Source organism: Paraburkholderia sp. JHI2823 (assembly GCF_038900695.1).
Lineage (GTDB): Bacteria > Pseudomonadota > Gammaproteobacteria > Burkholderiales > Burkholderiaceae > Paraburkholderia > Paraburkholderia mimosarum.
On record NZ_JAYMRY010000021.1, the window covers coordinates 95,407 to 117,882 of the forward strand.

At 63.7% G+C, this 22,476-nt stretch carries 15 protein-coding genes and 1 riboswitch; of the genes, 8 read left to right on the forward strand and 7 right to left on the reverse strand.

Features of this window, described 5'->3' with window-relative positions; all coding sequences use genetic code 11:
• Positions 1-7 precede the first annotated feature (7 nt).
• Entirely contained in the window at positions 8-688 is a 681-nt protein-coding gene (locus VSR34_RS22165; RefSeq protein ID WP_342963551.1) for a response regulator transcription factor, read from the reverse strand.
• A gap of 347 nt (positions 689-1,035) precedes the next feature.
• Between VSR34_RS22165 and VSR34_RS22170 the strand changes: the two genes are divergently transcribed.
• From VSR34_RS22170 to VSR34_RS22180, 3 genes are all read left to right on the forward strand, one after another.
• Positions 1,036-2,517 (forward strand): winged helix-turn-helix domain-containing protein, encoded by a 1,482-nt coding sequence (locus tag VSR34_RS22170; RefSeq protein ID WP_342963552.1) that lies wholly within the window; start codon positions 1,036-1,038, stop codon positions 2,515-2,517.
• Positions 2,518-3,127: 610 nt separating this feature from the next.
• A complete protein-coding gene (locus tag VSR34_RS22175; protein WP_342963553.1) occupies positions 3,128-3,940 on the forward strand; it encodes a Gfo/Idh/MocA family oxidoreductase in 813 nt (270 codons plus the stop codon).
• Positions 3,941-4,303: 363 nt separating this feature from the next.
• A complete protein-coding gene (locus VSR34_RS22180) occupies positions 4,304-6,031 on the forward strand; it encodes a site-specific integrase (protein ID WP_342963554.1) in 1,728 nt (575 codons plus the stop codon).
• A gap of 51 nt (positions 6,032-6,082) precedes the next feature.
• Here the strand turns inward: VSR34_RS22180 and betA are convergent, their stop codons facing one another.
• The 4 genes from betA to speB all read right to left on the reverse strand — a co-directional run bounded on the left by betA (position 6,083) and on the right by speB (position 12,034).
• Positions 6,083-7,795, reverse strand: coding sequence for a choline dehydrogenase (gene betA, locus VSR34_RS22185; protein ID WP_342963555.1), 1,713 nt, complete (start codon positions 7,793-7,795; stop codon positions 6,083-6,085).
• Between the two features lie 37 nt (positions 7,796-7,832).
• Entirely contained in the window at positions 7,833-9,353 is a 1,521-nt protein-coding gene (locus VSR34_RS22190) for a cytosine permease (protein ID WP_342963556.1), read from the reverse strand.
• Between the two features lie 112 nt (positions 9,354-9,465).
• A complete protein-coding gene (locus VSR34_RS22195) occupies positions 9,466-10,980 on the reverse strand; it encodes an aldehyde dehydrogenase family protein (protein WP_342963557.1) in 1,515 nt (504 codons plus the stop codon).
• Between the two features lie 79 nt (positions 10,981-11,059).
• The gene (speB, locus tag VSR34_RS22200) at positions 11,060-12,034 is read right to left on the reverse strand and encodes an agmatinase (protein ID WP_342963558.1); all 975 of its coding nucleotides are present in this window, start codon (positions 12,032-12,034) and stop codon (positions 11,060-11,062) included.
• Positions 12,035-12,209: 175 nt separating this feature from the next.
• On the opposite strand from speB, the gene VSR34_RS22205 reads away from it, so the two are divergent.
• Positions 12,210-13,160, forward strand: coding sequence for a LysR family transcriptional regulator (locus tag VSR34_RS22205; RefSeq protein ID WP_342963559.1), 951 nt, complete (start codon positions 12,210-12,212; stop codon positions 13,158-13,160).
• Between the two features lie 93 nt (positions 13,161-13,253).
• On the opposite strand, the gene VSR34_RS22210 is transcribed toward VSR34_RS22205, so the two are convergent.
• On the reverse strand, positions 13,254-14,507 hold the full coding sequence (locus VSR34_RS22210; RefSeq protein WP_342963560.1) for a D-amino acid dehydrogenase: 1,254 nt from the start codon (positions 14,505-14,507) through the stop codon (positions 13,254-13,256).
• Between the two features lie 148 nt (positions 14,508-14,655).
• Positions 14,656-14,754: riboswitch (glycine riboswitch) on the reverse strand.
• 593 nt (positions 14,755-15,347) lie between these two features.
• Positions 15,348-17,429 (reverse strand): KUP/HAK/KT family potassium transporter, encoded by a 2,082-nt coding sequence (locus VSR34_RS22215; RefSeq protein WP_342963561.1) that lies wholly within the window; start codon positions 17,427-17,429, stop codon positions 15,348-15,350.
• A gap of 325 nt (positions 17,430-17,754) precedes the next feature.
• Here VSR34_RS22215 and VSR34_RS22220 point away from each other — a divergent pair, with 325 nt between their 5' ends.
• The 4 genes from VSR34_RS22220 to kdpC are packed head-to-tail and all read left to right on the forward strand — an operon-like array spanning position 17,755 to position 22,404.
• Positions 17,755-17,850: a potassium-transporting ATPase subunit F gene (locus VSR34_RS22220; protein ID WP_254343476.1), complete on the forward strand. Its 96-nt coding sequence runs from the start codon at positions 17,755-17,757 to the stop codon at positions 17,848-17,850.
• Positions 17,847-19,655, forward strand: a complete 1,809-nt coding sequence (kdpA, locus tag VSR34_RS22225) for a potassium-transporting ATPase subunit KdpA (protein ID WP_342963562.1) — start codon at positions 17,847-17,849, stop codon at positions 19,653-19,655. Before VSR34_RS22220 ends, kdpA begins: the two co-directional genes overlap by 4 nt.
• Before the next feature lie 13 nt (positions 19,656-19,668).
• Positions 19,669-21,819: a potassium-transporting ATPase subunit KdpB gene (kdpB, locus tag VSR34_RS22230; RefSeq protein WP_342963563.1), complete on the forward strand. Its 2,151-nt coding sequence runs from the start codon at positions 19,669-19,671 to the stop codon at positions 21,817-21,819.
• A gap of 3 nt (positions 21,820-21,822) precedes the next feature.
• Complete coding sequence (gene kdpC, locus VSR34_RS22235; protein WP_342963564.1) at positions 21,823-22,404, forward strand: potassium-transporting ATPase subunit KdpC; 582 nt, start codon at positions 21,823-21,825, stop codon at positions 22,402-22,404.
• The last annotated feature ends 72 nt before the right edge of the window (positions 22,405-22,476 follow it).

A 22,476-nucleotide genomic window follows, 5' to 3' on the forward strand; every position in this document is an offset into this window, starting at 1 on the left:
CTCCCCGTCAGCCCTGGGCAGTCAGCATGTAGCCGGAATTGCGCACGGTGAGCAGCAGCGATTTGTCGAAGCCGGTGTCGATCTTCTGGCGCAGCTTGCTCACATGAACGTCGATTACGTTGGTCTGTGGATCGAAGTGATATTCCCAGATGTTCTCGAGCAGCATCGTGCGCGTGACGACCTGCTCCGCATGACGCATCAGATATTCGAGCAGCTTGAATTCGCGCGGCTTCAGCGCGATCGCGCGGCCCGCGCGCGTGACCTTGCGCGACAGCAGATCGACACAGAGGTCGCCGACCTTCAGCACCGTTTCGACAAAACTGTCGCCGGAGCGGCGCGCCAGCGCGTCGAGCCGCGCGAGCACCTCGCCGAGCGCAAACGGCTTGACTACGTAATCGTCGCCGCCGGCCTTCAGCCCTCGAATGCGCTCGTCCACCTCGCCCAACGCGCTGAGGATCAGCACCGGCACCTTATTGCCGGTGGCGCGCAGCGCCGACACGATGCCGAGCCCGTCGATGCCGCCAGGTAGCATTCGATCGAGCACGATCGCATCGTATGCCTCGCTCGCCGCCAGAAACATGCCGTCGCGTCCATTGTCGGCGCAGTCGACGACATGACCCATTTCGGCCAGCCCCTTGCGCAGGAAGCCGGCGACCTGTTCATTGTCTTCGATGACCAGAATTTTCATTGGGTAGCTGTTCTAAAGCGGATGGCGCGACCGACCGGCCCGAGCCGGCTCCGATGAGTCCATTACCGAAACGGCGAGAGACAGGCGCGGCGACATCGTAGCGACGCCGACGCGCCTCGGAATTGCGCGGCCGAGGATTGCGACCGCCCATTATGCGCCAGCGGCGCGTGGGGGCGAATTGGCGGCGAATTAATTTTTTTTAACGTCGGCACGCGCCGGTGGCGCCGCTAGCGTCTGAGACCGCACATTAACGAAGCTTAATGATTCGATCATCGGCGGCCAATTCGCCCGCACATACGATGACGGTTCATCATTAGCCAACTTTGACCATGCGAACCGATGCCACCTTGAATGCCGGCACAGAAGCGCTGGCGCCCGACAGCGGACCGCGCCACAGTGTAATAGCCATCGGTGAGATCCGGATCGATCTGCAACAGCGCACGCTGCAGCGATGCAATCAGGCGCTGGCGGTTGGCTCGCGCGCCTTTGACATCCTCGCGGTGCTGGCCCAAGCGAACGGGCGCCTCGTCAGCAAGGACGAACTGATGAACGCTGTGTGGCCGCATACGTTCGTCGAAGAAAACTGTGTGCACGTCCACATGTCGGGACTGAGAAAGTTGCTCGGTGCCGATCGCGATCTGATCGTCACCGTGTCCGGGCGAGGCTATCGGCTGGTGCAGCGTCGAGAGGAAATCGCGGCTGACCGGCGCGCGCCATTCGACGCATTGCGCGGCGCCGCGGGGAGCCGGCCGGCCGGCGTGCGGGCGCTGGTGGGCCGCGACGCGATGCTCGAGACCGTAGGCGCGATGCTCGCGCGCGCGCGCGTACTGACGCTGGTCGGCATGGGCGGCGTCGGCAAATCGACGCTTGGGATCGAAGCGGCACGGCTGCTCGCAGCCCGCTCGGGCGAGCCTGTCCGCGCGATCTCGTTCGCGGGCGCGCGCGACAAGGCCGCGGTGCTCACAGCGCTGGGCCGGCACTGTGACGCGGGTCCGCGCGCACCGCTCGAACTTGCGCACCTTGCCGCGCGCCTGAGCGAGTGGCAAGGCGTATTGCTGCTCGACGACGTCGATCCGGCCATCTGTGCGGTCGCCGAACTCGTCGATGCGCTGGTGGCCGCCGGCGACCACCCTCGGCTGCTGGTTACGAGCCGCGAGCCACTGCACATCATGCCGGAGAGCGTGTTCCGGGTTGCCCCGCTCGAGATTCCTGCAGTGGACGCGCCCCCCGCCGCGCTGCGCTCCAATGCATCGGTGCAACTGTTTCTTGGCCGCGCACATGCAATGCAGGCACCACTGTGTGACGAAGGCGACGCGCTCGGCGTGATCGGCGCGATTTGCCGGCGCTTGGGCGGCGTGCCGCTCGCGATAGAACTCGCGGCGGCCAGATTGGCCGCGCTCGGACTCGACGACATCTTGAGGCATCTGGACGATCCGTTGACGCTGCTGGCGGGCGGCTACCGCACCGCGCTGCCCCGCCACCGCTCGCTGCGTGCAAATGTCGAGTGGAGTTACGCGTTGCTCGATGCGAACCAGCAGGCGTTATTGCAACGTATCGCCGGCTTCGACCGCGCGTTCCCGCTGGAGGCGCTGTGCGAGGTGGCGGACGACGCTGGACTCGCGCCGGAGCAGGCGGTGGACTGCGCAAGCCAACTCGTGGCGAAGTCGCTGTTGTGCGTCGAGTCCGGCGACCCGCGCGCACGCTTCCGTTTGCCGAACTGCGTTCGGCTGTTCGCGCTTGAAATGTCGCGCACGTCGCACGGTCCTCCGAACGATCCGCCGGGCGCTAGCGCGAACCGCGGCGCCGTCGGTGCCGCGAGCGCTCACTGAGCGCAGCATGGGTGCGTTACGCCGAGGCGCAATTGCGCAACGAGGGCTAGGCGCTGATGTCTGAGGATGAAGCATGGCTGTCGCCGTTCGGCCCTGAGCACATTAACATGCTCGAGCGCTACCCGTCTCCGTGCCCGAAGCCGTCGTGCGAGGTGAACTGCGGTCGCTGGGTGGCCGGAGCGGTCCGGATAAATCTCGATGTCATAGCTCTCCTTCAGGCCGAGGGCGTCGACGACGCTCGCAGGCAGTGTGGCGGCGAGATTAATGCCCCTTTTGCGATCTGCATGATTATCCGCGATAGATACTCCGGGGCCAATACGCTCGAGGCACGAGACGATTAGACCGCTTTCTGGGCCTGCTCTTTCGCAAGCAGTCGGGTTGAACGGTTGGGTTCATCGATTGGGTCGAATCGGCTTTCTGATGCTATGGCGGTTACCGAAGCCCAGCACATTCATCACCATTTTTGGCAACATCAGCGCGTTTTGACTTTGCAGCGGCAGAAACACAAAAACGACCGCAAACGTTGCGAGAGCTAGCCATGCACGCGCCCTCCAACCTGAAGCTGCGAACGCGGCCCAGTTCAGTATGATTACCAGACTACAACCGCGTCGTGGCCGTTGCGGCGCGCGATCCTGTACGCGCAGCAGCTTTCGCAGACCATCATGGAATCGAACACGTCCTTGCGCAGTACGTGGATGTCCTGCATGCGGCGGATATCGACGCCATCTACATTGCGCTTCCCACCTCGCTGCACTTCGACTGGAGCAAACAGGCGCTGCAGTCCGGCAAGCACGTGCTCTGTGAAAAGCCGGTCTCGATGCAGGCCAGCGAAGTCGAGGAACTGATCGCGTTGCGCGACCATACTGGCAAGCTGTGCGCCGAGGCCTTCATGGTGGCACACCACCCACAATGGAGCTACGTGCGTGACAACGAAGACCCCAGCGCGCTGAAAAACGATCGAGCCCTCGGTGGCGGTGGCGTCCGGGACATCGGCGTGTATCCCGTTGTGACGACGCGCCTTGCTACGGGACTCGAACCGCATTGCGTGCACGCGACGGTCGAGATCGATCCTCGCTTCGGCACCGACCGGTTCGCGTCGGCCAGGATAGCCTTCCCCGGCTTCGACCTGCGCTTTTACTGCGCTACCCAACTCGCTCGCCGGCAGCAGATGACCTTTCACGGAACACGTGGCTGGCTCGCGCTGGATGCGCCGTTCAATCCGGGGGTCTACGGCCAGGCCGATGTGCATCTTCGCACCGACGAGAGGGCTTCAATCGAAACCAAAACCTTCGACGGTTTCGACCAATACCAGCTCATGGTCGAAGATTTCGCCGAAGTGGTGCTGGGGAAGCGCCCCACGCCGCGTTTCACGCTGGAAAACTCGCTCGGGAATCAACGCGTCATCGATCAGATTCTGCGTTGATCCAGACTAGTGCGACCTGAACGATGGCCGGACCTCAAGGGTATTCGACATTTATGCTGGCTCGGTCGCCGCTTCGTGTCCGCCAGAAAGTTGCTGAGGCGACCCACCGCTCGACGCTCGTCGTCGCCCTCGGCGCGCAACAGGATCTGCTCGTTCTGTTTCGCATCAAGCAGCATCAGCTTTACGGCACTCTTTGCATCTCCCCGCTCGTAGCCGCGCTCCGATTTCAGCGAGCAGGAAAGGGCTTTCGCCAGTTTGACGAATTGCGTGGCGGGTCAGAGCACCGCGGCGCGAGTTCCCGGCGGAGTATTTAGATAAGTCTTCTTATCACAAGGCATTCATTAATGCGCTAAACTCCAGCGCATGAAAACGCGTCCCGACCGCCTCCCCTCTCCCGCTGCCGCCTTCCCCGGCTTCCCCGCAGCCGATGAACTCGCCGTGCTGCGCGCATGGTACGAGGGCCTGCCGGTTCGCCAGGCCGTGGCGCGCTATCTGCCCTCCGCACTTGGCGACGGCAGGTCCGCGCGCGGCGTGCTCGGGCGCATCCGGCGCACGCTCGTGGCCATCGCGCGGACCGCGCATCGCGACGATCTCGCGGCCCTGCTCGCCCATGCTGTCGAACAACGCGCGCAGCACGCAAAGGCGGTCGCGCAGGCCATCGAGACCTTGCGCACCGCGCGCCCTCCCGAGCCGCAGATCGCCGACGACATTGCGCAGTGGTTCGCGCCGCGCGCCGTGCGGGTGCTGCACGCACACGGCATCACCACGCTCGCCGATCTCACCGTGCGCATTCCACGCCGCCGCCAGTGGTGGAAGGCCGTCCCCGGGCTCGGCATGGCGAGCGCCCGCGCCATCGAGGCCTTTTTCGCGGCATGGCCCGCACTCACCGAAAAGGCCAGCGCGCTCATCGTGACGAGCCAGCGCGGGGACATCGCACCATGGGAATCGCTGAAACTGCCGCACGAAGTCGACGGTTCTGAAGGCACGTTCCGCGCCCCGCGCGCGACCTGCACGCTCGACGCCTCCAACGACTATGAGGCCGTGCAGAGCTGGCTCTCGCTGCACGAATCGCCCGCCACACAGCGCACTTACCGCAAGGAGGCCGAGCGGCTCATCCTCTGGGCGATCCTCGAACGCGGGCGGGCGCTCTCTTCGCTCACGACCGAAGACGCCATCGCCTACCGCAGCTTCCTGCGCCATCCCGCGCCTCGCGGGCGCTGGATCGGACCGGTGCGCCCGCGCTCGTCGCCCGCATGGCGGCCGTTCAACGGCAGCCTTTCGGCCCGCTCGGTCGCGCATGCGCTCTCGATTCTCGGCGCGCTGTTCCGCTGGCTCGTCGAACAGCGCTATGTGCTTGCCAATCCGTTTTCGGGCGTGAAGGTGCGCGGCGGCAGCACGGCAACGGCGCTCGATGCCTCGCATGCCTTCACCGAAGGCGAATGGGCGTTGACGCGCACCCTCGCCGATGGCCTCGAGTGGTCATACGGCTGGGCGAAACCCGCCGCGCAGCGGCTGCGCTTCCTGCTCGACTTCGGCTACGCCACGGGGCTGCGCGCGAGCGAGCTCATCAGCGCCACGCTGGGCCACGTGGAGACCGACGCGCGCGGCGATCACTGGCTGCGCGTGACGGGAAAGGGCGGCAAGCTCGCACGCGTGGCGCTGCCGCCGCTTGCCTGGGAGGCGCTCGCGCGCTATCTGGCCGAGCGTGAGCTGCCGGTCCTGCCCGTACGCTGGAACCCGGCGACGCCCGTTATCGGCAGTCTCGACGGGGGTAGCAGCGCCGACAGCGGCGCCGACAATCACACCAGCATCAGCAGCGTGCGGCTGTGGGGCGTGCTGCGGCGTTTTTTCCGGCTCGCGGCCGATGCCATCGAAGCCGACCACCCGCCCCTCGCAGAAAAGCTGCGCCGCGCGAGCCCGCACTGGATGCGCCACACGCACGCAACGCACGCGCTGGGTCGCGGCGCGGAACTCACCACCGTGCGCGACAACCTTCGGCACGCGTCGGTGTCGACGACCTCGATCTACCTGCACAGCGATGAAGTCAAGCGGGCGCGCCAGATCGGCGATGCTTTCGTGGTGCGGAAGTAAGACCGGGCCCGGGCCAGAAAGCCCCCTCCCGGGCCGCTTCGCGCCGTGCCTTTACGCCTCCATATCGCTGTACTCGACACCATTGACTCGCCGCTTCGGTTCACGCGTACGCTGCCGCGTCTCCCAGCCTTCGGCCAGTCCCACCTCCGCATCCGATGGCGGCAGCATCGGCTTGCCGCGCATCAGATCGGATGCACGTTCCGCGAGCATGATGGTCGGCGCGTTGAGGTTGCCGTTCGGCTCGGTCGGAAACACCGACGAGTCGATCACACGCAAGCCCGTCATGCCACGCACACGCAACTCGGAGTCCACCACGGCCATGTTGTCCTCACCCATTCGGCACGAGCCGCATGGGTGCATGGTGCTTTCCAGATTCGCGCGCACGAACGCGTCGATCTCGTCGTCGGTCTGCACGGCTGGGCCCGGTGCCAGTTCGACGTCGCGGAAACGGTCCATCGCCGGCTGGCCGATAATCTCGCGCGTAAGCCGCACACAACGCCTGAAGCCCTCGCGATCCTCTTCACGGTCCAGATAGTTGAACTGGATCTCGGGATGGACGTAAGGGTCCCCCGTCGTGAGCCGCAGGTGACCACGGCTTTTCGGCTTGTTCGGCCCGGTCAGCACCATGAAGCCGTGGCCCCTGAACGGTTTGTCGCCGTCGTATCGCATCGCGGCCGGCAGAAAATGAAACTGGATGTCGGGCCAACGCAGCCCCGCCTCGGAGCGGATGAATCCGCCTGCCTCGAAATGGTTGCTCGCGCCCAGGCCATCCTTGAACAGCAGCCAGCGCAATCCGATCAGGAACTTGTGCCAGGGGTCCATCTGGCCATTCAACGTAACCGGCTCCTTGCACGCGTACTGGATGTAGATCTCAGCGTGATCCTGCAGATTCATGCCGACGCCCGGCAATGCGTGCCTGACGTCCACACCCGCCTCGCGCAATACGTCGGCAGGCCCGATGCCGGAGCGCTGCAGCAGATGCGGTGAGCCGATCGGCCCGGACGAGATCAGCACTTCGGCGCGGCAGCGCGCCGTGTGCGTGACGCCGCCCCGGTCGTAGACCACGCCGACCGCGTGCTTGCCCTCGACGATCACATGCCGCGTCATCGCATTCGTGACGACATGCAGGTTGGGCCGGCTCATCGCCGGGCGCAGGTAGGCGTTCGCCGTGGACCAGCGCACGCCGTCCTTCACCGTCATGTGCATCGCGCCGAACCCTTCCTGCATGTGGCCGTTGCAGTCGTCGGTGTGAATATAGCCGGCCTGCACGCCCGCATCGATCCATGCGCCGTACAGCGGGTTCTTCATGTTGTTGCCGTTGTTCGTGGAGAGCGGGCCGTTCGATCCGCGATACTGGTCGCCACCGAATTTGTACGTTTCCGCGCGGCGGAAGTACGGCAGGCAGTTGCGGTAGCCCCAGCCGCGCGCGCCCAGCTCCTCCCATTCGTCGAAGTCGTAAGCGTGGCCGCGGACGTAGACGAGCCCGTTGATCGACGACGAACCGCCGAGCACCTTGCCGCGCGGGCAATGCAGCTGGCGTCCGTTCAGATGCGGCTCCGGCGCGGTCTGATATTTCCAGTTGAATTTGCGCGTGTTCATCGGCATCGAGAATGCGCTCGGCATCTGGATGATGATGCTGCGATCGCTGCCGCCGTACTCGAGCACCAGCACGCTGACCGATGGATCCTCGGTGAGCCGGTTGGCCAGCACGCAGCCTGCCGATCCTGCGCCAACGATGATGTAGTCGTATTGCCCGCTTTCCATGATCAATCCTTGATTCGTAATCCGTACGATAGTGCGCCTAGAAGCGCTGGTCGCCCGTGGTGTACTGAGGCATGGCCTTTTCGATTTGCGTGATGAGCGCGTCCTCGCGGCGAAGATCGAGCGAGCGGCTCAACAGGTAATACACAATGGCCGAGACGAACAGCCCAACCAGCCACGCGAGGTCCACGCTGCCCATCGCCCGCGCAAACGGGCCGACATAGACTTCGCTGGAGCCGTCGAAGATGCAGAAGAACGGGATCATCGCGGCAAACCCTATCGCATACGACATCAGGCCACGCGCGCCCCATGTGCCGTAGATGTTCTTGTGCGGCAGGAAAAAGTGCGGAATGGCGTAGCGGCCCTTGCGCACGAAGAAGTAGTCGGTGAGGTTCACGGCGGTCCAGGGCACGAGGAAATAGAGCATCACGACGAGATAGATGTTCAGGACCGAGAGCCCCTTGCCGGACGTATAGATGCTGAGCGCGACGCCAAGCTGGAGCAGCACGACGAAGAGGATCGCCAGAACGCGCACGCGGGCGGTGGGCTCGATCTTCCTGAACGAATCGAGGCCTGTGATTGCCGTGAGCTTGGCGCTGTAGATGTTCATTGCAATCACCGGCAGGAACGCCACGATCGTGACCGCCACCACCACGCTCCCGAGGCGAGGCGACAGGTCGCTGCCCACCTGGTTGAGCGCCACGAGCACGTCGGTGGCGTGCAGGTGGTCTCCGAGCCAGCCGCCCACTGCGATCATCCAGGCGCCCGAGAGCGACGCCCCGAGGAAGACGGCGGCAATCAGCCGGCCGCTCGGCGTGTTCTTCGGCAGATAGCGCGAATAGTCGGACACATAAGGGGCGTAGGCGATGTTGTAGCTCGCCGCGGCTGCAAACTGCGTGATGAACCCCGTCCAGTTAAAGCCAAGCGGCGCGGGGGCCGGCATGCCGGGCGCAGCCGCCGGCAACGGGAGATCGGGCACCCAGTGCAGCAGCACAGCAAGGGTGACGATGCCATAGAGCGGCAGTGAGAGATACAGCGCCCACTTGAAGCTGCGATGCATCCAGTCGTGTCCGAGAATTGCGAGGACTGCGGCGGGTACGGTGACAGTCAGGGCCACCTTGAGCGGGTCCCAGCCGAACAGTGCCTTCAGGCCCTGCATCATCAGCACGAGGTTGACGATGTTGAAGCCCGCAAACACGAACAGCGTGGCGAGCAGCACGAGCACTACGCCGCGATAGCCGAACTGCGCGCGCGACTGGATCATCTGCGGCAGGCCCAGATGCGGGCCCTGGGAGCCATGAAACGCCATGAACAACGTGCCGAACATGATGCCCAGCGTGCCGGCGACGGTGGTCCAGAGCGCGTTCAGACCTACGCTCGGCCCAACGAAACCAATGGTCATCGTGAAGAACGTGAAGTTGCCGAGAAACCAGAACGGCCCCTGACGCGATAGCCGGTCCGTCCGCTCGCTTTCCGGAATGAAGTCGATCGAATGCCCCTCGATCGCGCCGTGCTCGCCTGCGGCGGCGATTGGTGCTGCGACTCTGTCGTTTGCTTCCATCGTGTGCCCCATGTCGTAATGGACGATGCTGCGTTAGGTCGGAACGCCCGGGATGCGGCCCGTGAGACCGGGCCGCCCCGCCGCGTGCCAACGACTGATCACCGGCGCTGCGTTACGCGTCGTTCAGTGTGATCCAGACGGCTTTCGTCTCCATCAGGGAGTCGAACTGCTCGGCGCCGAGGTCCTTGCCGAAGCCGGATTCCTTGACGCCGCCGAACGGCATCGCCGGATCGATCGTGCCATGCGCATTCACATAGACACTGCCGGCACGCAGCTGCGGCACCAGTGTGTGCACGCGGTTCAGGTCGCGCGAATAGATCGCGGCAGCGAGACCATAGGGTGTGTCGTTAGCGAGCGCCACAGCCTCGCCAAGCTCGTCGAACGGCGCGCTCACGAGCACAGGCCCAAAAATTTCCTCCTTGACGATGCGCATGGTCGGGCGGCAATGCGCGAAGATCGTTGGTTGAACGAAATAGCCCGTTCCTTCCACATTGCGCCCTCCGTACACCAGCTCCGCGCCTTCACGGCGGCCTGCCTCGACATAGGACGTCACGCGCGCCTTCTGCTGCGCCGAAACGAGCGGACCGACGAAGCAGTTGCGATCGAGGCCCGGCGCGATCTTGAGCGTGCGGGTGTAGTCGATCAGCGCAGCGAGGAAGTGCTCGTGGACGTTGCGCTGCACGTAGACGCGGCTGCCCGCGTCGCACACCTGCCCGGCGTTGAAGAACATGCCGTTTGCGACCGCACGCGCGGCAGCCTCGATGTCCGCGTCGTCGAGCACGAGCACCGGCGACTTGCCGCCCAGCTCCAGCGTGACGCGCTTGATGCCTTCGACGGCCGCGCTGCCAACGTCTCGGCCCACCGCCGTGGAGCCCGTGAACGTCACCTTGTCGATGCCAGGATGCCGCGCCATCGCGGCGCCGATCACGTTGCCGAGCCCGGTTACGACATTCACCACGCCGTCCGGTATGCCGGCCTCCTGCAAGAGCTGTGCGAAGCGCAGCGTCGAGAGCGAGGTCAGCTCCGCGGGCTTGATCACGGCCGTGCAGCCTACGGCGAGCGCCGCGGCCAGCTTCCACGCCATCGTCTGCAGCGGGAAATTCCACGGCACGATGATGCCGATCACACCCACCGGCTCCTTGCGCGTATAGGCAAGGTAGTTGCCGGGCAGCGAGGGCTCGACGGTGCGCCCGTGCAGCTTGGAGGCCCAGCCCGCGAAATAGCGGAAGGTATCGACGGTTCCCTGGACATCCACGTCGCGCGCATTCGCCACCGACTTGCCGACGTCGATCGACTCGATCTCGGCGAGCTCGTCCGCGTGAGTTTCGATCAGGTCGGCGAGACGGTGCAGCAGGCGCTCGCGTTCGAGCGGCTTCAGACGCCGCCAGGCACCTCCGTCGAACTGCGCGCGCGCCGCCGCGACTGCACGATCGAGGTCGCCTCTGGTGGCGAGCGGAATCTGCGTGATGACGCCCTCCGTGGAGGGCTCGACCACGTCGAGCACCTCGCCCGCGCCGCCCGGCACGAAGGCGCCGTCGATGAACATGCGCTGGGGCTGCTCGAGAAAGCGCCGGGTCTCTTCGCGCACACCGAAGCGCTCCAGATAATTGCTAACGATGGATTGCAAGGTTGTCTCCTGATCTGGCGCGGCGTCGTGTGAGCGCACCGCGCATTTGGGTTTGCGTGCCGTTGCCGGTGTCGATGCCTCAGCGCCGATGCTCGCTGCGTGCGTGAAAGATGAAGCCGATGGAATTCAGCAGCAGCTGTGCCGCGAGAATCGGCGTAGTGCCTGCCGGGTCGTATGCGGGAGCCACCTCCACGAGGTCCATGCCCACGACGTTGCCGTGGCTGCGGCGCGCGAGTCCCTGGATGATTTCGAGCACTTCGTAGTAGGTGAAGCCGCCATGGCTCGGCGTTCCCGTGCCCGGTGCGATGGACGGATCGAAGCCGTCGATGTCGATCGTGATGTAGTAGGCCCGGCCTTCAGGAATCCGCGCCAGCACGCCCTCCGCCCCGAGCCGGCGCACGTCGCGCACGGAGAGAATGTCGGAGCCCGCTGCGCGCGCGGCGTCGTAATCGCTGCGGTTCGACGACGAAACGTTACGGATGCCGAGTTGCGTCATGCCGCTGATGTGCTGCATTTCCGAGGCACGCCGCAGCGGATTGCCGTGCCCGTAGCGCACGCCATGCCGCTCGTCGACGAAATCCAGATGCGCGTCGAAGTGCACGATGTGGATCGGACCGCGTCCCTCGAACGCCTGGATCACGGGCGCGTGAATCGAATGATCGCCGCCCAGCGTCACAGGCATCGCGCCGTTCGCGAGAATCTTGCGCACCGCGCTTTCGATGTTGGCATTGCTCGCGGCCATGTCGGTATGGACGATGTCGGCGTCCCCCACGTCGACCATGCGCACTTGGTCGCGCGTCAGATAGAGCGCGTCGTCTTCGTGATCGTACACGCCCGAGTGGCCGAACGAGAACAGCGTGGACGCCTCGCGGATGCTGCGCGGCCCGAAGCGCGCGCCCGAACGCCATTGCGTACCCATATCGTTCGGCGCGCCAAGGATCGCCACGTCGGCATCGATACGGTCCCAGTCGAGGCAGACCGGTGATTTCGCGAACGTGCAATGTCCCACGAACGGTAAGTCGAGCCGCCCGGTTTCGTACGTGTTGCCCGGCATGAGTGTCTCCGTGTGTGAATGGCCAGGTCATCCAGCCAAGGATCGGTGTACGACCCGGTTTTTGTCGGGCCGCCGTTTTGAGACACTATGTGCGCAATCTTTTTGAACAGAAATCCCAGGGATCAGATGTTCATATCGGAATTTCCGAAGCAAGCGATCAGGGGGAACGCAGGCAATGATTCAACTGCAGGACGTGGATCTCAAGCTAATCAGGGTTTTCATGCATGTCGTGCGATGCGGCGGCTTCTCCGCGGCCCAGGCGACCCTGAACGTCAGCCAGTCGACCATCAGCGAGCAGATGACCACGCTCGAAACGCGTCTCGGCCTCAAGCTGTGCGAGCGCGGCCGCGGCGGCTTCCGTCTCACCGAGCACGGACTCGCGACCTATGAGGCAGCCCAGCGCCTGCAGGTCGCCGTGGAGGCGTTCTGCATGGAAACGGACGCGTTAAAGCAACATATCGCGGGAAGGCTCTACCTCGGCATCATCGACAACACGGTGACGGATACCGCTTCGCCGCTGCCGCAGGCGTTGCAGAAGTTCGTCTCGCGCGGTGACGACGTGCACGTCGACGTCTATATCGGCATGCCAGCGGAACTCGAGGAGCGGGTGCTGGACGGCAGGCTGCATGTCGCGATCGGGCATTTCCCGATACACGTGCCAGGCCTGAACTACACCGAGCTCTATCTCGAGCCCGACGGTCTCTATTGCGGCAGGGGGAACCCGCTCTTTGCGAGCGCACGGGAAGGCGGCGACCAGACCGAAGCGATCGCCGCGAGCCGCATCGCCGCGCGCGGCTACCTGCAGCAGCACGATCTGAAGATGCTCAGCGCGAGCAAAGCCGCGGCGACCGTCGACAACGTCGAGGCGCAGGCGATCTTGATCCTTTCCGGCGCGTATATCGGATTCCTGCCTAACCACTACGCAACACGTTGGGTCGAGCGCGACGAAATGCGGCGAATCGGCCCCGGGCAATTTGGCATGCAGTCGCCGTTCTGCGCAGTGACGCGCCGGGCTTCCGCTGTGCCTTCGATCCTGCAGGCGTTCATGGTCGATCTGCATGAAGTCTGGCTGAGCGAGCGACCGGGCAAACACGAGGACGAAACGAAGCCTGCACGCCGCAGGTAAAGGCGGCGCGGCATGTCCGGCAACCGCGAAGACGCATGAAATGGCGCTCGCACGCCGTGGGCATGCGGGCGGCCATTGCGCCGCAGGCTGCTCTCAGGACACCGCGAGGCGCACTCCCCGTGAACTGCCGGCGGCGCCCTCGATCAGCGCGGCGACGTTCTCCGCCGTTGCCGCCGACAAAGTCCAGCCGAGGTGCCCGTGCCCCGTGTTGTAGAACACGCCCGGCATGCGTCCCCTGCCGACCTTCGGCAGCATGCTCGGCAACATCGGCCGTAGGCCCGCCCACGGAATCACGCGCGAGGTGTTGATCTGCGGGAACAGGCTTCGGGTCCACTCGACGAGCGGCGCGACGCGATCCGCGCGGATGTCGCGGTTGAAGCCGTTGATCTCGGCCGTTCCGGCCACGCGGAACCGGTCGGCGCCCAGCCGACTCGTGACGATCTTGGCGCTCTCGTCGAGCAGGCTGACCCACGGCGCGGCGCGCTGGCTGATCTCGTCGTCGAGACATACGGTGATCGAATAGCCTTTTACCGGATAAACGTTCACGTGGTCGCCCAACATCGACGCGAATGCACGGCTGTTCACGCCCGCGCAGACGACGATTCGGTCGAACGCTTCGTCATGCGAATTACCTTGTTCCAGCGTGGAGAGCGTGAAAGCGCCGTCCGAACCGCGCCGGATTGCATCGATCTGCGTGTCGTAATGGAACTCGACGCCGAGCCGCACGCACGCGTTCGCAAGGCCGCGCGTGAACTTGTGGATGTCGCCGGTGGAATCGGATGGCGTGAAGAAGCCGCCGAAAAAAGCGCCCTCCAGTGCCGGTTCGATCTGCCGGATCTCGGCTGCCGTCACGGGCCGGCGATCGAGTCCGCCTTCGTTCAGGATGGCGTTGACCTTCGAGGCCGTGTCGAAGCTCTTGCGGTCCTTGTAGATGTGCAGGATGCCGCGCTGCTCCAGGTCGAACTCGATCCCTTCCTTGCGCGCCGTGTCGAACAGGTGCTCACGGGCCGCAATCGCGAGGCGCACCGTCTCGAGCGTGTTCGCGCGATAGTTTGGGATCTGCCGCAGGAACTCGGCCATCCACGTGTATTTGTGCCAACCTGGCAGCGGATTCACGAGCAGCGGCGCGTCACGCGTGAGCATCCAGCGCAGGCCTTTGAGGACCGTGGCGGCGCTGTTCCAGACTTCGGCGTTGCTCGCGGACAGCTGGCCGCCATTCGCGAAGGAGGTCTCCATCGCGCTATAACGATGGCGTTCGAACACCGCAACGCGAAAACCACGTTTTGCAAGGGCGTAAGCGGTCGTGACGCCGGTAATTCCGGCGCCAATGATGGCGATTCGTGACATGACATGGTCCCGATTAGATTGAGCACTGTCGTTTCCGACACCAGTGCCCCATCTGTCCATGGACCTGAGAGTTTCTTCCTGCCGCGCGCTCGATCCGGCGGGCAGGAATCTCCTTCGGTGGGCGCGTTCGCGCCGCTCTCCAGATGTTCTCGCCGCAGGGGTCCTTTTGCCTGAGAGTTTCCGGGGCGGTTGCTCCGTCGGCGCCGTCACACGCTTTCGCAGTGACGGTCTCTCCCGCTGCAGCTCATCGAACAGTGCAAAGATAGCGGCAAGATAATCGGCCTGCAAGCGGTATTTTTCACGGTCAATTGTGCTGAGCGACGTTTGAAAGGCTCGTCAAGCGCCCATGAGTCGCTGTCGCTTCCGACTTGCGCACACAAACAGCACGGGCAGTCGCTTGCCAACCCGAAGCTGCAGATCAGCAAGCGAGGAAACCTGCCATTGGAACGCCCGCAATACTCCGGATCCCGACGAAGAAGCTACGCACGGAATTCGGCCATTGCTGACGCTCAGGTGTCGCCCCTCGTGAGGCAGCTTCAGGCGCAGTCCCGTCATTCAAACCTCCACGACCACGAATTTCGGGTCTAACTCTCAGCGGATGCGTACTTGCGCCCCCCTTCGGTCATTCAAGCTTGTGTAGTCTCGATGTCCGTTCAGGACGTCACACCGGCCACTCAGATATTTGCGCGATCAGCGGCGGTAGCGTACGAGACCTGGCTAGCTCTATTGTCAGCCGCCACGGCTTGTGCGCGTGACGCACTTTCGCGACCGAAAGCCAGATGGGCGCCGGTTAGACTGCGCTTGCCACCGCCCGCGGCGATCGTATCGCACACGCCTCCCTCACTCGAGGTCAAGCCGCGCCCCCATCTCGACTACACGGTTAGGCGGCACCTTCAGGTGGTTGGTCGCGTCCAGTTCATTTTTGCGCAGCAGAATAAAGAGACTCAACAGCAAACGGCGGCCGGGATTCAGCTTCCTTGATACCGTGAGCGACTCGCGCCCGAGGTAAAACGAGGTGGTCATCGCGTCGTACGCCTCTCGTCCGGCTTTCTGCAAGGCTTGTTCAAGTAGGTCCGGCACGTCGAGCGACTCCAGATAACCGTAGCGCCCCACAATGCGAATGAAGCCCTGATCGAAGCACTGCACATCGAACCGGTCCTCCTGCGATACGCGTGGTATCTCCTCGGTCAGCAAGGTCAGCAGAATCACCTGCCGGTGGAGCACCTGATTGTGCTTCAGGTGGTGCAGCAGTGTGGTGGGCACCGAGTCACCGGCGGCCATCAGAAACACGGCTGTGCCCGTAACGCGGTATGGCGTGTCTCTCGCGAGACTTGCGATAAAGACGTCGAGCGGCAAGCCCGAATCACCCCGTGAGCGGCGCATCGCCCGTAGCCCGACCAGCCAGGCTGTCGATACCAGAAACGTGAGGCCGCCGATCGCGAGAGGTAGCCAGCCGCCGTCCGCAAACTTCAACGCATTGGCCGCGACAAACGCTGCGTCCACCACCATGAAAACCCCGGCGACGAGTCCGACGCGCCACACAGGCCACTTCCACCGCACGTGCGCGAATGCCGCGAAAAGCATGGTCGTGATCGCCATGGTGGTCGACACCGCAATGCCAAACGCCGCCGCAAGACTGTCCGAGGAGCGGAAGAGCAGTACCACGCCAATGGTCCCGGCCATGAGCAGCCAGTTCAGACCGAGCAGGTAGATCTGTCCGGCCGTGCTCGACGACGTGTGCCTGACCGTCACGCGAGGCGAAAGGCCGAGTTGTGCCGCCTGTCGCGTGAGAGAAAAGACTGCGGAAATCAGTGCCTGCGCCGCGACGATGGTCGCGAGCGTTGCCAGGACCACCATGGGATACAGTCCCCACGTGGGGACGGTCGTATAGAAGGGCCGCGATGCTGCGCCGGGATTGCGCAACAGAAGCGCGCCCTGTCCGAGATAGCTGGCAGTCAGCGCGGGCAGTGCCAACCCGTACCAGGCCAGACGTATGGGTCTGGCGCCAAAGTGCCCCATGTCGGCGTACAGCGCCTCGCCGCCGGTCAGGCACAGCACCACGGCTCCCAGCGCGAGAAAGCCCCGGAAACCGTTGTGCATGAAGAAGATGGCACCGTTGATGGGGTTGAACGCTGCAAGAATGCCGGGCGCTTCCGCAATGGATGCAACGCCGAGGACGAAGATCACGACAAACCAGATGGCTAGTACCGGACCGAATGCCACCCCGACCTTGCCCGACCCGAGGGGCTGAACGGCGAAGAGCGCGACGAGGATCACCACCGTGATCGGCACGACATAGTGCGAGAAGGCCGGTGTCGCGATCTCGATCCCTTCCACCGCGCTGAGCACGGAGATCGCCGGCGTGATGACGCCGTCGCCATACAGCATCGCCGTACCGAACATCGCGAGGAACACCCAACGCAGCGCAGCCCGCCGTGTCTCTCGTCCGGTACGCTCTCCCACCAGCAATGCGAGCAGTGCCAGCAATCCGCCTTCGCCGTGGTTGTCGGCCTGCATCAGAACGAGAACGTACTTGACGCTCACCATGAGGATCAGCGACCACAGGAAGAGGGAAACGATTCCCACCACGTTTTCCGGCGTCGCGGCCACGCCACGCGCACCATTGAACGCTTCCTGCAATGCGTAGAGAGGACTCGTGCCCAGGTCGCCGAAGACGATGCCGAGCGCGGCGAGTGCGAGCGATGCCATAGCGGTGGCTGCGTGGGCGGACGGCGGCGCATGGGGAGGACTTGTGTTCTTTCCGCGCTGGTCAGCCGGTTCGACGCTGGCGTTAGTTGGGTTCGACATGTTAACCAAGCTTGGGTCGTTTAAAACCACTGCAAATCGCAGCCATCCGTGCGCGGATTTTGCACCAGTTCCGTCCCACTGTCGCTGGTCGCGTACATCACACGCAAAGGTCATTCAGGCTCTTCCGCCATAGAGAGAGAGCCAAAGCCGATGAATTAAACAGCTTACGCAATTCGCCCCTTGCCACGCACCTGCCGCGCAGGTTCCTATCGTTGGCCACCCTTCCCATATATTCAATATTTACAGCTTTTTTATTCCCGGTTGCCTAGTCTTTTCATGACCATTACAAAGGTCTGACTTCGCGTCATCGTTTCCGATCAGCCAGGGGAAAAGAAATGGACCTGATCTACATCGTCGGCATTGTCGCTTTCCTCGGGCTCAGTGCCGCGCTTGTCGTCGGTTGCGAGAAACTCTACGGGCGTGCACCGGGAGGCCGGCCATGACCGCGTGGATGATCTGGCTCGCCGCCGCGGCGACGCTTCTCCTGCTCGTGTACCTCGTGTACGCGCTACTGCGCGCGGAGGAACTCGAATGAATACCTACAACGTACTCCATGTCGTACTTTTCATCGTTGTCCTGACTGCCATCGCCATTCCGCTTGGTCACTACATGACCTCGGTGTTCGATGGCACATCTGTCGTCGTCCGCAAGATCGGACGGCCGGTCGAGCATCTCCTCTATCGGCTTGCTGGGGTGGATCCCGACGCAGAAATGTCGTGGAAGCACTACGCGTTCGCGGTCCTGCTGTTCAACGCGCTGGGCGCATTGGCGGTGTATGGATTCCTGCGCCTGCAGCAATGGCTGCCCGCGAATCCGCAAGGCTTCGGCCCCATGACGCCCGATGCCGCATTCAATACGGCAGTGAGTTTCACCACCAACACGAACTGGCAAAACTACACGCCGGAAATGACGGTGAGCTATCTCACGCAGATGACGGCGCTCGCGGTTCAGAACTTCCTTTCCGCTGCTACTGGCATTGCCGTGGCCGTTGCGCTCATACGAGGGTTTGCGCGCCACACGACAAAGACGATCGGCAATTTCTGGGTCGACCTGACGCGCTGCACGCTGTACATCCTCATGCCGATCGCGTTCGTCCTTGCGCTGGTGTTCGTGAGTCAGGGGGCGATCCAGAACTTCAGGGCATACGTGGACGTACCGACGCTCCAGGTCACGACGTACCAGGTGCCAAAGACCGACGCACAGGGCAACCCGCTCAAGGATGCAAAGGGCAACCCCGTGATGCAGGACATGAAGGCGGACAAGCAGACGATTGCGATGGGGCCGCTGGCCTCCCAGGAAGCGATCAAGATGCTCGGCACCAACGGTGGCGGCTTTTTCAATGGCAACTCCGCGCATCCCTTCGAGAACCCGACGCCGTTGGCGAATTTCATCCAGATGATCGCCATGTTGTGCATTGGCGCGGCGCTGTGCATCGTTTTTGGCCGCATGGTCGGCGACAAACGGCAAGGCTATGCCGTGCTTGCGGCCATGACCATCGCATTCGCGATCGGATGCTGGGGTGAGATCTCATCCGAGCAGGCGGGCAATCCGTTGTTCACCTCGTTGCGCGTCGACCAGACCAGGTCGCCGTTGCAGACCGGCGGCAACATGGAAGGCAAGGAAGTCCGGTTCGGTATTGCCGACTCGGGCATCTTCACGGTCGCCACGACGTCAGCATCGTGCGGCGCGGTCAACAACATGCACGATTCGCTCACGCCAATGGGCGGTTTCGTACCGATCCTGATGATGCAGCTGGGCGAGGTCGTCTATGGCGGCGTGGGATCCGGGCTTTACGGGATGCTGGTATTCGCACTTCTCGCCGTGTTCATCGCCGGTTTGATGATCGGTCGCACACCTGAATATGTCGGCAAGAAGATCGAATCGTACGAAATGAAGATGGTGTCGATCGCGGTCCTCGTCATGCCAATGATCGTGCTCGTCGGCGCGTCGATCGGGGTGCTGTCACCGCTGGGTACCGCGGGTATCTCCAATCCCGGCCCGCACGGATTCTCCCAGATTCTCTACGCGTTTACCTCGGCCGCTAACAATAACGGCAGCGCGTTTGCCGGGCTTTCCGTCAATACGCCGTTCTATAACGTGCTGCTGGCTATCGCCATGTGGCTTGGCCGCTTCGTGCCGGTCGTCGCGGTGCTTGCCGTCGCGGGCTCGCTCGCCCAAAAGAAGCGCATTGCCGTGACAGAAGGGACCTTACCGACGCACGGTCCGCTGTTCGTCGTGCTGCTGCTCGGGGCCGTGCTTCTGATCGGCGCGCTGACGTTCGTGCCTGCGCTTGCACTGGGGCCCGTTGCCGAGCATCTGTCGATGATTGCAGCTCACTGAGTACGAGGAAAGCATGACTACGCTCACTCAACCGCCTGCCCATCGCCCGGACAATCTTGGTCAGGCACGCACGGCTGCGCGCTCGATGTTCGACCCCGTGCTCGTCAAGCCCGCAATCGCCGAGTCCTTCATAAAGCTCAAACCGCGTACGCAGTTGCGCAATCCCGTGATGTTTTGCGTATACGTCGGCAGCATCCTGACGACGATACTCTGGTTTGCCGCGCTCGCCGGTCAGGCCGAGGCGCCGGCGGGCTTCATCCTCGCCATTGCGTTGTGGCTGTGGTTCACCGTGCTCTTCGCCAACTTTGCGGAAGCGCTTGCCGAGGGCCGCTCCAAGGCGCAGGCAGCGTCGCTGCGCAGCGCTAAGCACAACGTGACGGCGAAAAAGCTCAGCGACCCGCATCCGAAATCGCCCGTCACGGTCATGGCCTCCACCGATCTGAGGAAAGGCGATGTGGTGCTGGTTGAGACGGGGGACACCATTCCTGCTGACGGCGAGGTCATTGAGGGCGTTGCGTCCGTTGACGAGTCGGCCATTACGGGTGAATCCGCGCCGGTGATCCGCGAATCGGGCGGCGACTTTTCATCGGTGACGGGAGGCACCCGCGTGCTGTCGGACTGGATCGTCGTACGGGTTTCGGTGAATCCCGGAGAGGCATTTCTCGACCGGATGATCGCGATGGTCGAAGGGGCGAAGCGTCAGAAAACACCGAATGAGATCGCGCTGACGATCCTGCTGGTGGCGCTCACGCTCGTGTTGCTGTTCGCGACGGCGACCCTGCTGCCGTTCTCGATTTTCTCCGTGGCAGCCGCGCAGGCAGGCCACGTCGTGACCATTACGGCACTCGTTGCCCTGCTGGTCTGCCTGATTCCCACCACCATCGGCGGGCTGCTTTCTGCAATCGGCGTAGCGGGCATGAGCCGCATGATGCAGGCGAACGTGATTGCGACGTCGGGGCGCGCCGTTGAGGCCGCGGGTGACGTCGACGTGCTGCTGCTGGACAAGACGGGCACCATCACGTTGGGCAACCGGCAGGCGGCCGCCTTCATACCGGCTCCTGGCGTTTCGGAGCAGGACCTGGCGGACGCGGCGCAACTGGCGTCGCTTGCCGACGAAACTCCGGAAGGCCGCAGCATCACTGTGCTTGCCAAGCAGCGCTTCAATATCCGGGAGCGCGACATGGGCGCGCTGCACGCCACGTTCCTTGGCTTCACTGCGCAGACGCGGATGAGCGGCGTCGACCTGCCGGAACGTGAAATCCGCAAGGGCGCGTCCGAAGCTGTGAAGCAGTATGTCGAGGCCAGCGGCGGCCGCTATCCTGGCGAAGTCAACACGGCTGTGACCGATGTTGCGAGACGCGGCAGCACGCCGCTGGTCGTGGCCGAGAAGCCGGGCGCCCACGGCAGTACCGGCAGCGGCCCGGCGCGCGTCCTCGGCGTGATCGAGCTCAAGGATATCGTCAAGGGCGGCATCAAGGAGCGATTTGCCGAACTGCGCAAGATGGGCATCCGCACGGTCATGATCACCGGTGACAACCGGCTCACCGCTGCAGCCATTGCCGCCGAGGCCGGCGTCGACGACTTCCTTGCCGAAGCGACGCCGGAAGCCAAGCTCAAGATGATCCGCGAACATCAGGGCGCAGGGCGTCTCGTCGCAATGACAGGTGATGGCACCAACGATGCGCCTGCGCTCGCACAGGCCGACGTCGCCGTGGCGATGAACAGCGGCACACAGGCGGCCAAGGAAGCAGGCAACATGGTCGACCTCGATTCGAACCCGACAAAGCTGATCGAGATCGTCGAGATCGGCAAGCAGATGCTGATGACACGCGGCTCGCTCACGACATTCTCGATTGCGAACGATGTCGCGAAGTACTTCGCGATCATTCCGGCGGCGTTCGCTTCGACTTATCCGAACCTGCGCGTGCTGGACGTGATGCACCTGACGTCCCCGTCGTCTGCCATCCTCTCGGCGGTCATTTTCAACGCGCTCATCATCGTCGCGCTCATCCCGCTCGCGCTCAAGGGTGTCCGTTACCGTGCGCTCGGCGCCGCAGCCGTCTTGCGCCGCAATCTGCTGATCTATGGGCTTGGCGGGATTCTGCTGCCATTTCCGTTCATCAAGCTGATCGATGTCGTGCTTACCGCATTTGGGTGGGTCTGAATCATGAACAATTATCTGCGTCCCGTGCTGGTGTTGTTTTTGCTGCTGACGGTAATCACGGGCGGCGTTTATCCGGTCGTGGTGACGGCGGTCTCCCAGGCCGTGTTCCCGCGTCAGGCCAACGGCAGCCTGATCGAGAAGAACGGCAAGCCGGTCGGCTCCGCGCTGATCGGGCAGCAGTTCGATGCACCGTACTATTTCTGGGGCCGCGTCTCGGCCACGACGCCGAATCCTTACAACGCACAGAACTCCGGCGGCTCGAACCTCGGCCCCACGAATCCCGCGCTCGCCGACGAAGTGAAGGGGCGCATTGCTGCGCTGCATGACGCGGATCCGTCGAACACGACGCCTGTTCCGGTCGATTTGGTGACTTCGTCAGGCAGCGGGCTCGACCCCGAGATCACACCGGCTGCGGCGGCGTATCAGGCCGCGCGCGTGGCGCAAGCCCGTGGGCTTACGCTCGACCAGGTCGACGGACTGATCGCGCAGCACACCTCCGGACGGCAGCTCGGCCTATTCGGTGAGCCGCGCGTGAACGTGCTGAGGCTGAACCTCGCGCTGGACGAGATCAAGCCGATGCATTGAGTGTCTGCCTGCGCGGCGGTACATAGCCAACGCGCGTGCCCCGACAGCAGGACTAAGGGACGACTCCAAAGG

Bases quoted from the DNA above. Each gene is read 5' to 3' on its own strand.
- VSR34_RS22220 (WP_254343476.1), top strand. From the start codon at position 17,755: ATGACCGCGTGGATGATCTGGCTCGCCGCCGCGGCGACGCTTCTCCTG.
- betA (WP_342963555.1), bottom strand. From the start codon at position 7,795: ATGGAAAGCGGGCAATACGACTACATCATCGTTGGCGCAGGATCGGCA.
- VSR34_RS22180 (WP_342963554.1), top strand. From the start codon at position 4,304: ATGAAAACGCGTCCCGACCGCCTCCCCTCTCCCGCTGCCGCCTTCCCC.
- kdpB (WP_342963563.1), top strand. From the start codon at position 19,669: ATGACTACGCTCACTCAACCGCCTGCCCATCGCCCGGACAATCTTGGT.
- VSR34_RS22190 (WP_342963556.1), bottom strand. From the start codon at position 9,353: ATGGAAGCAAACGACAGAGTCGCAGCACCAATCGCCGCCGCAGGCGAG.
- speB (WP_342963558.1), bottom strand. From the start codon at position 12,034: ATGCCGGGCAACACGTACGAAACCGGGCGGCTCGACTTACCGTTCGTG.
- VSR34_RS22205 (WP_342963559.1), top strand. From the start codon at position 12,210: ATGATTCAACTGCAGGACGTGGATCTCAAGCTAATCAGGGTTTTCATG.
- VSR34_RS22210 (WP_342963560.1), bottom strand. From the start codon at position 14,507: ATGTCACGAATCGCCATCATTGGCGCCGGAATTACCGGCGTCACGACC.
- VSR34_RS22165 (WP_342963551.1), bottom strand. From the start codon at position 688: ATGAAAATTCTGGTCATCGAAGACAATGAACAGGTCGCCGGCTTCCTG.
- kdpC (WP_342963564.1), top strand. From the start codon at position 21,823: ATGAACAATTATCTGCGTCCCGTGCTGGTGTTGTTTTTGCTGCTGACG.
- VSR34_RS22215 (WP_342963561.1), bottom strand. From the start codon at position 17,429: ATGACCTTTGCGTGTGATGTACGCGACCAGCGACAGTGGGACGGAACT.
- kdpA (WP_342963562.1), top strand. From the start codon at position 17,847: ATGAATACCTACAACGTACTCCATGTCGTACTTTTCATCGTTGTCCTG.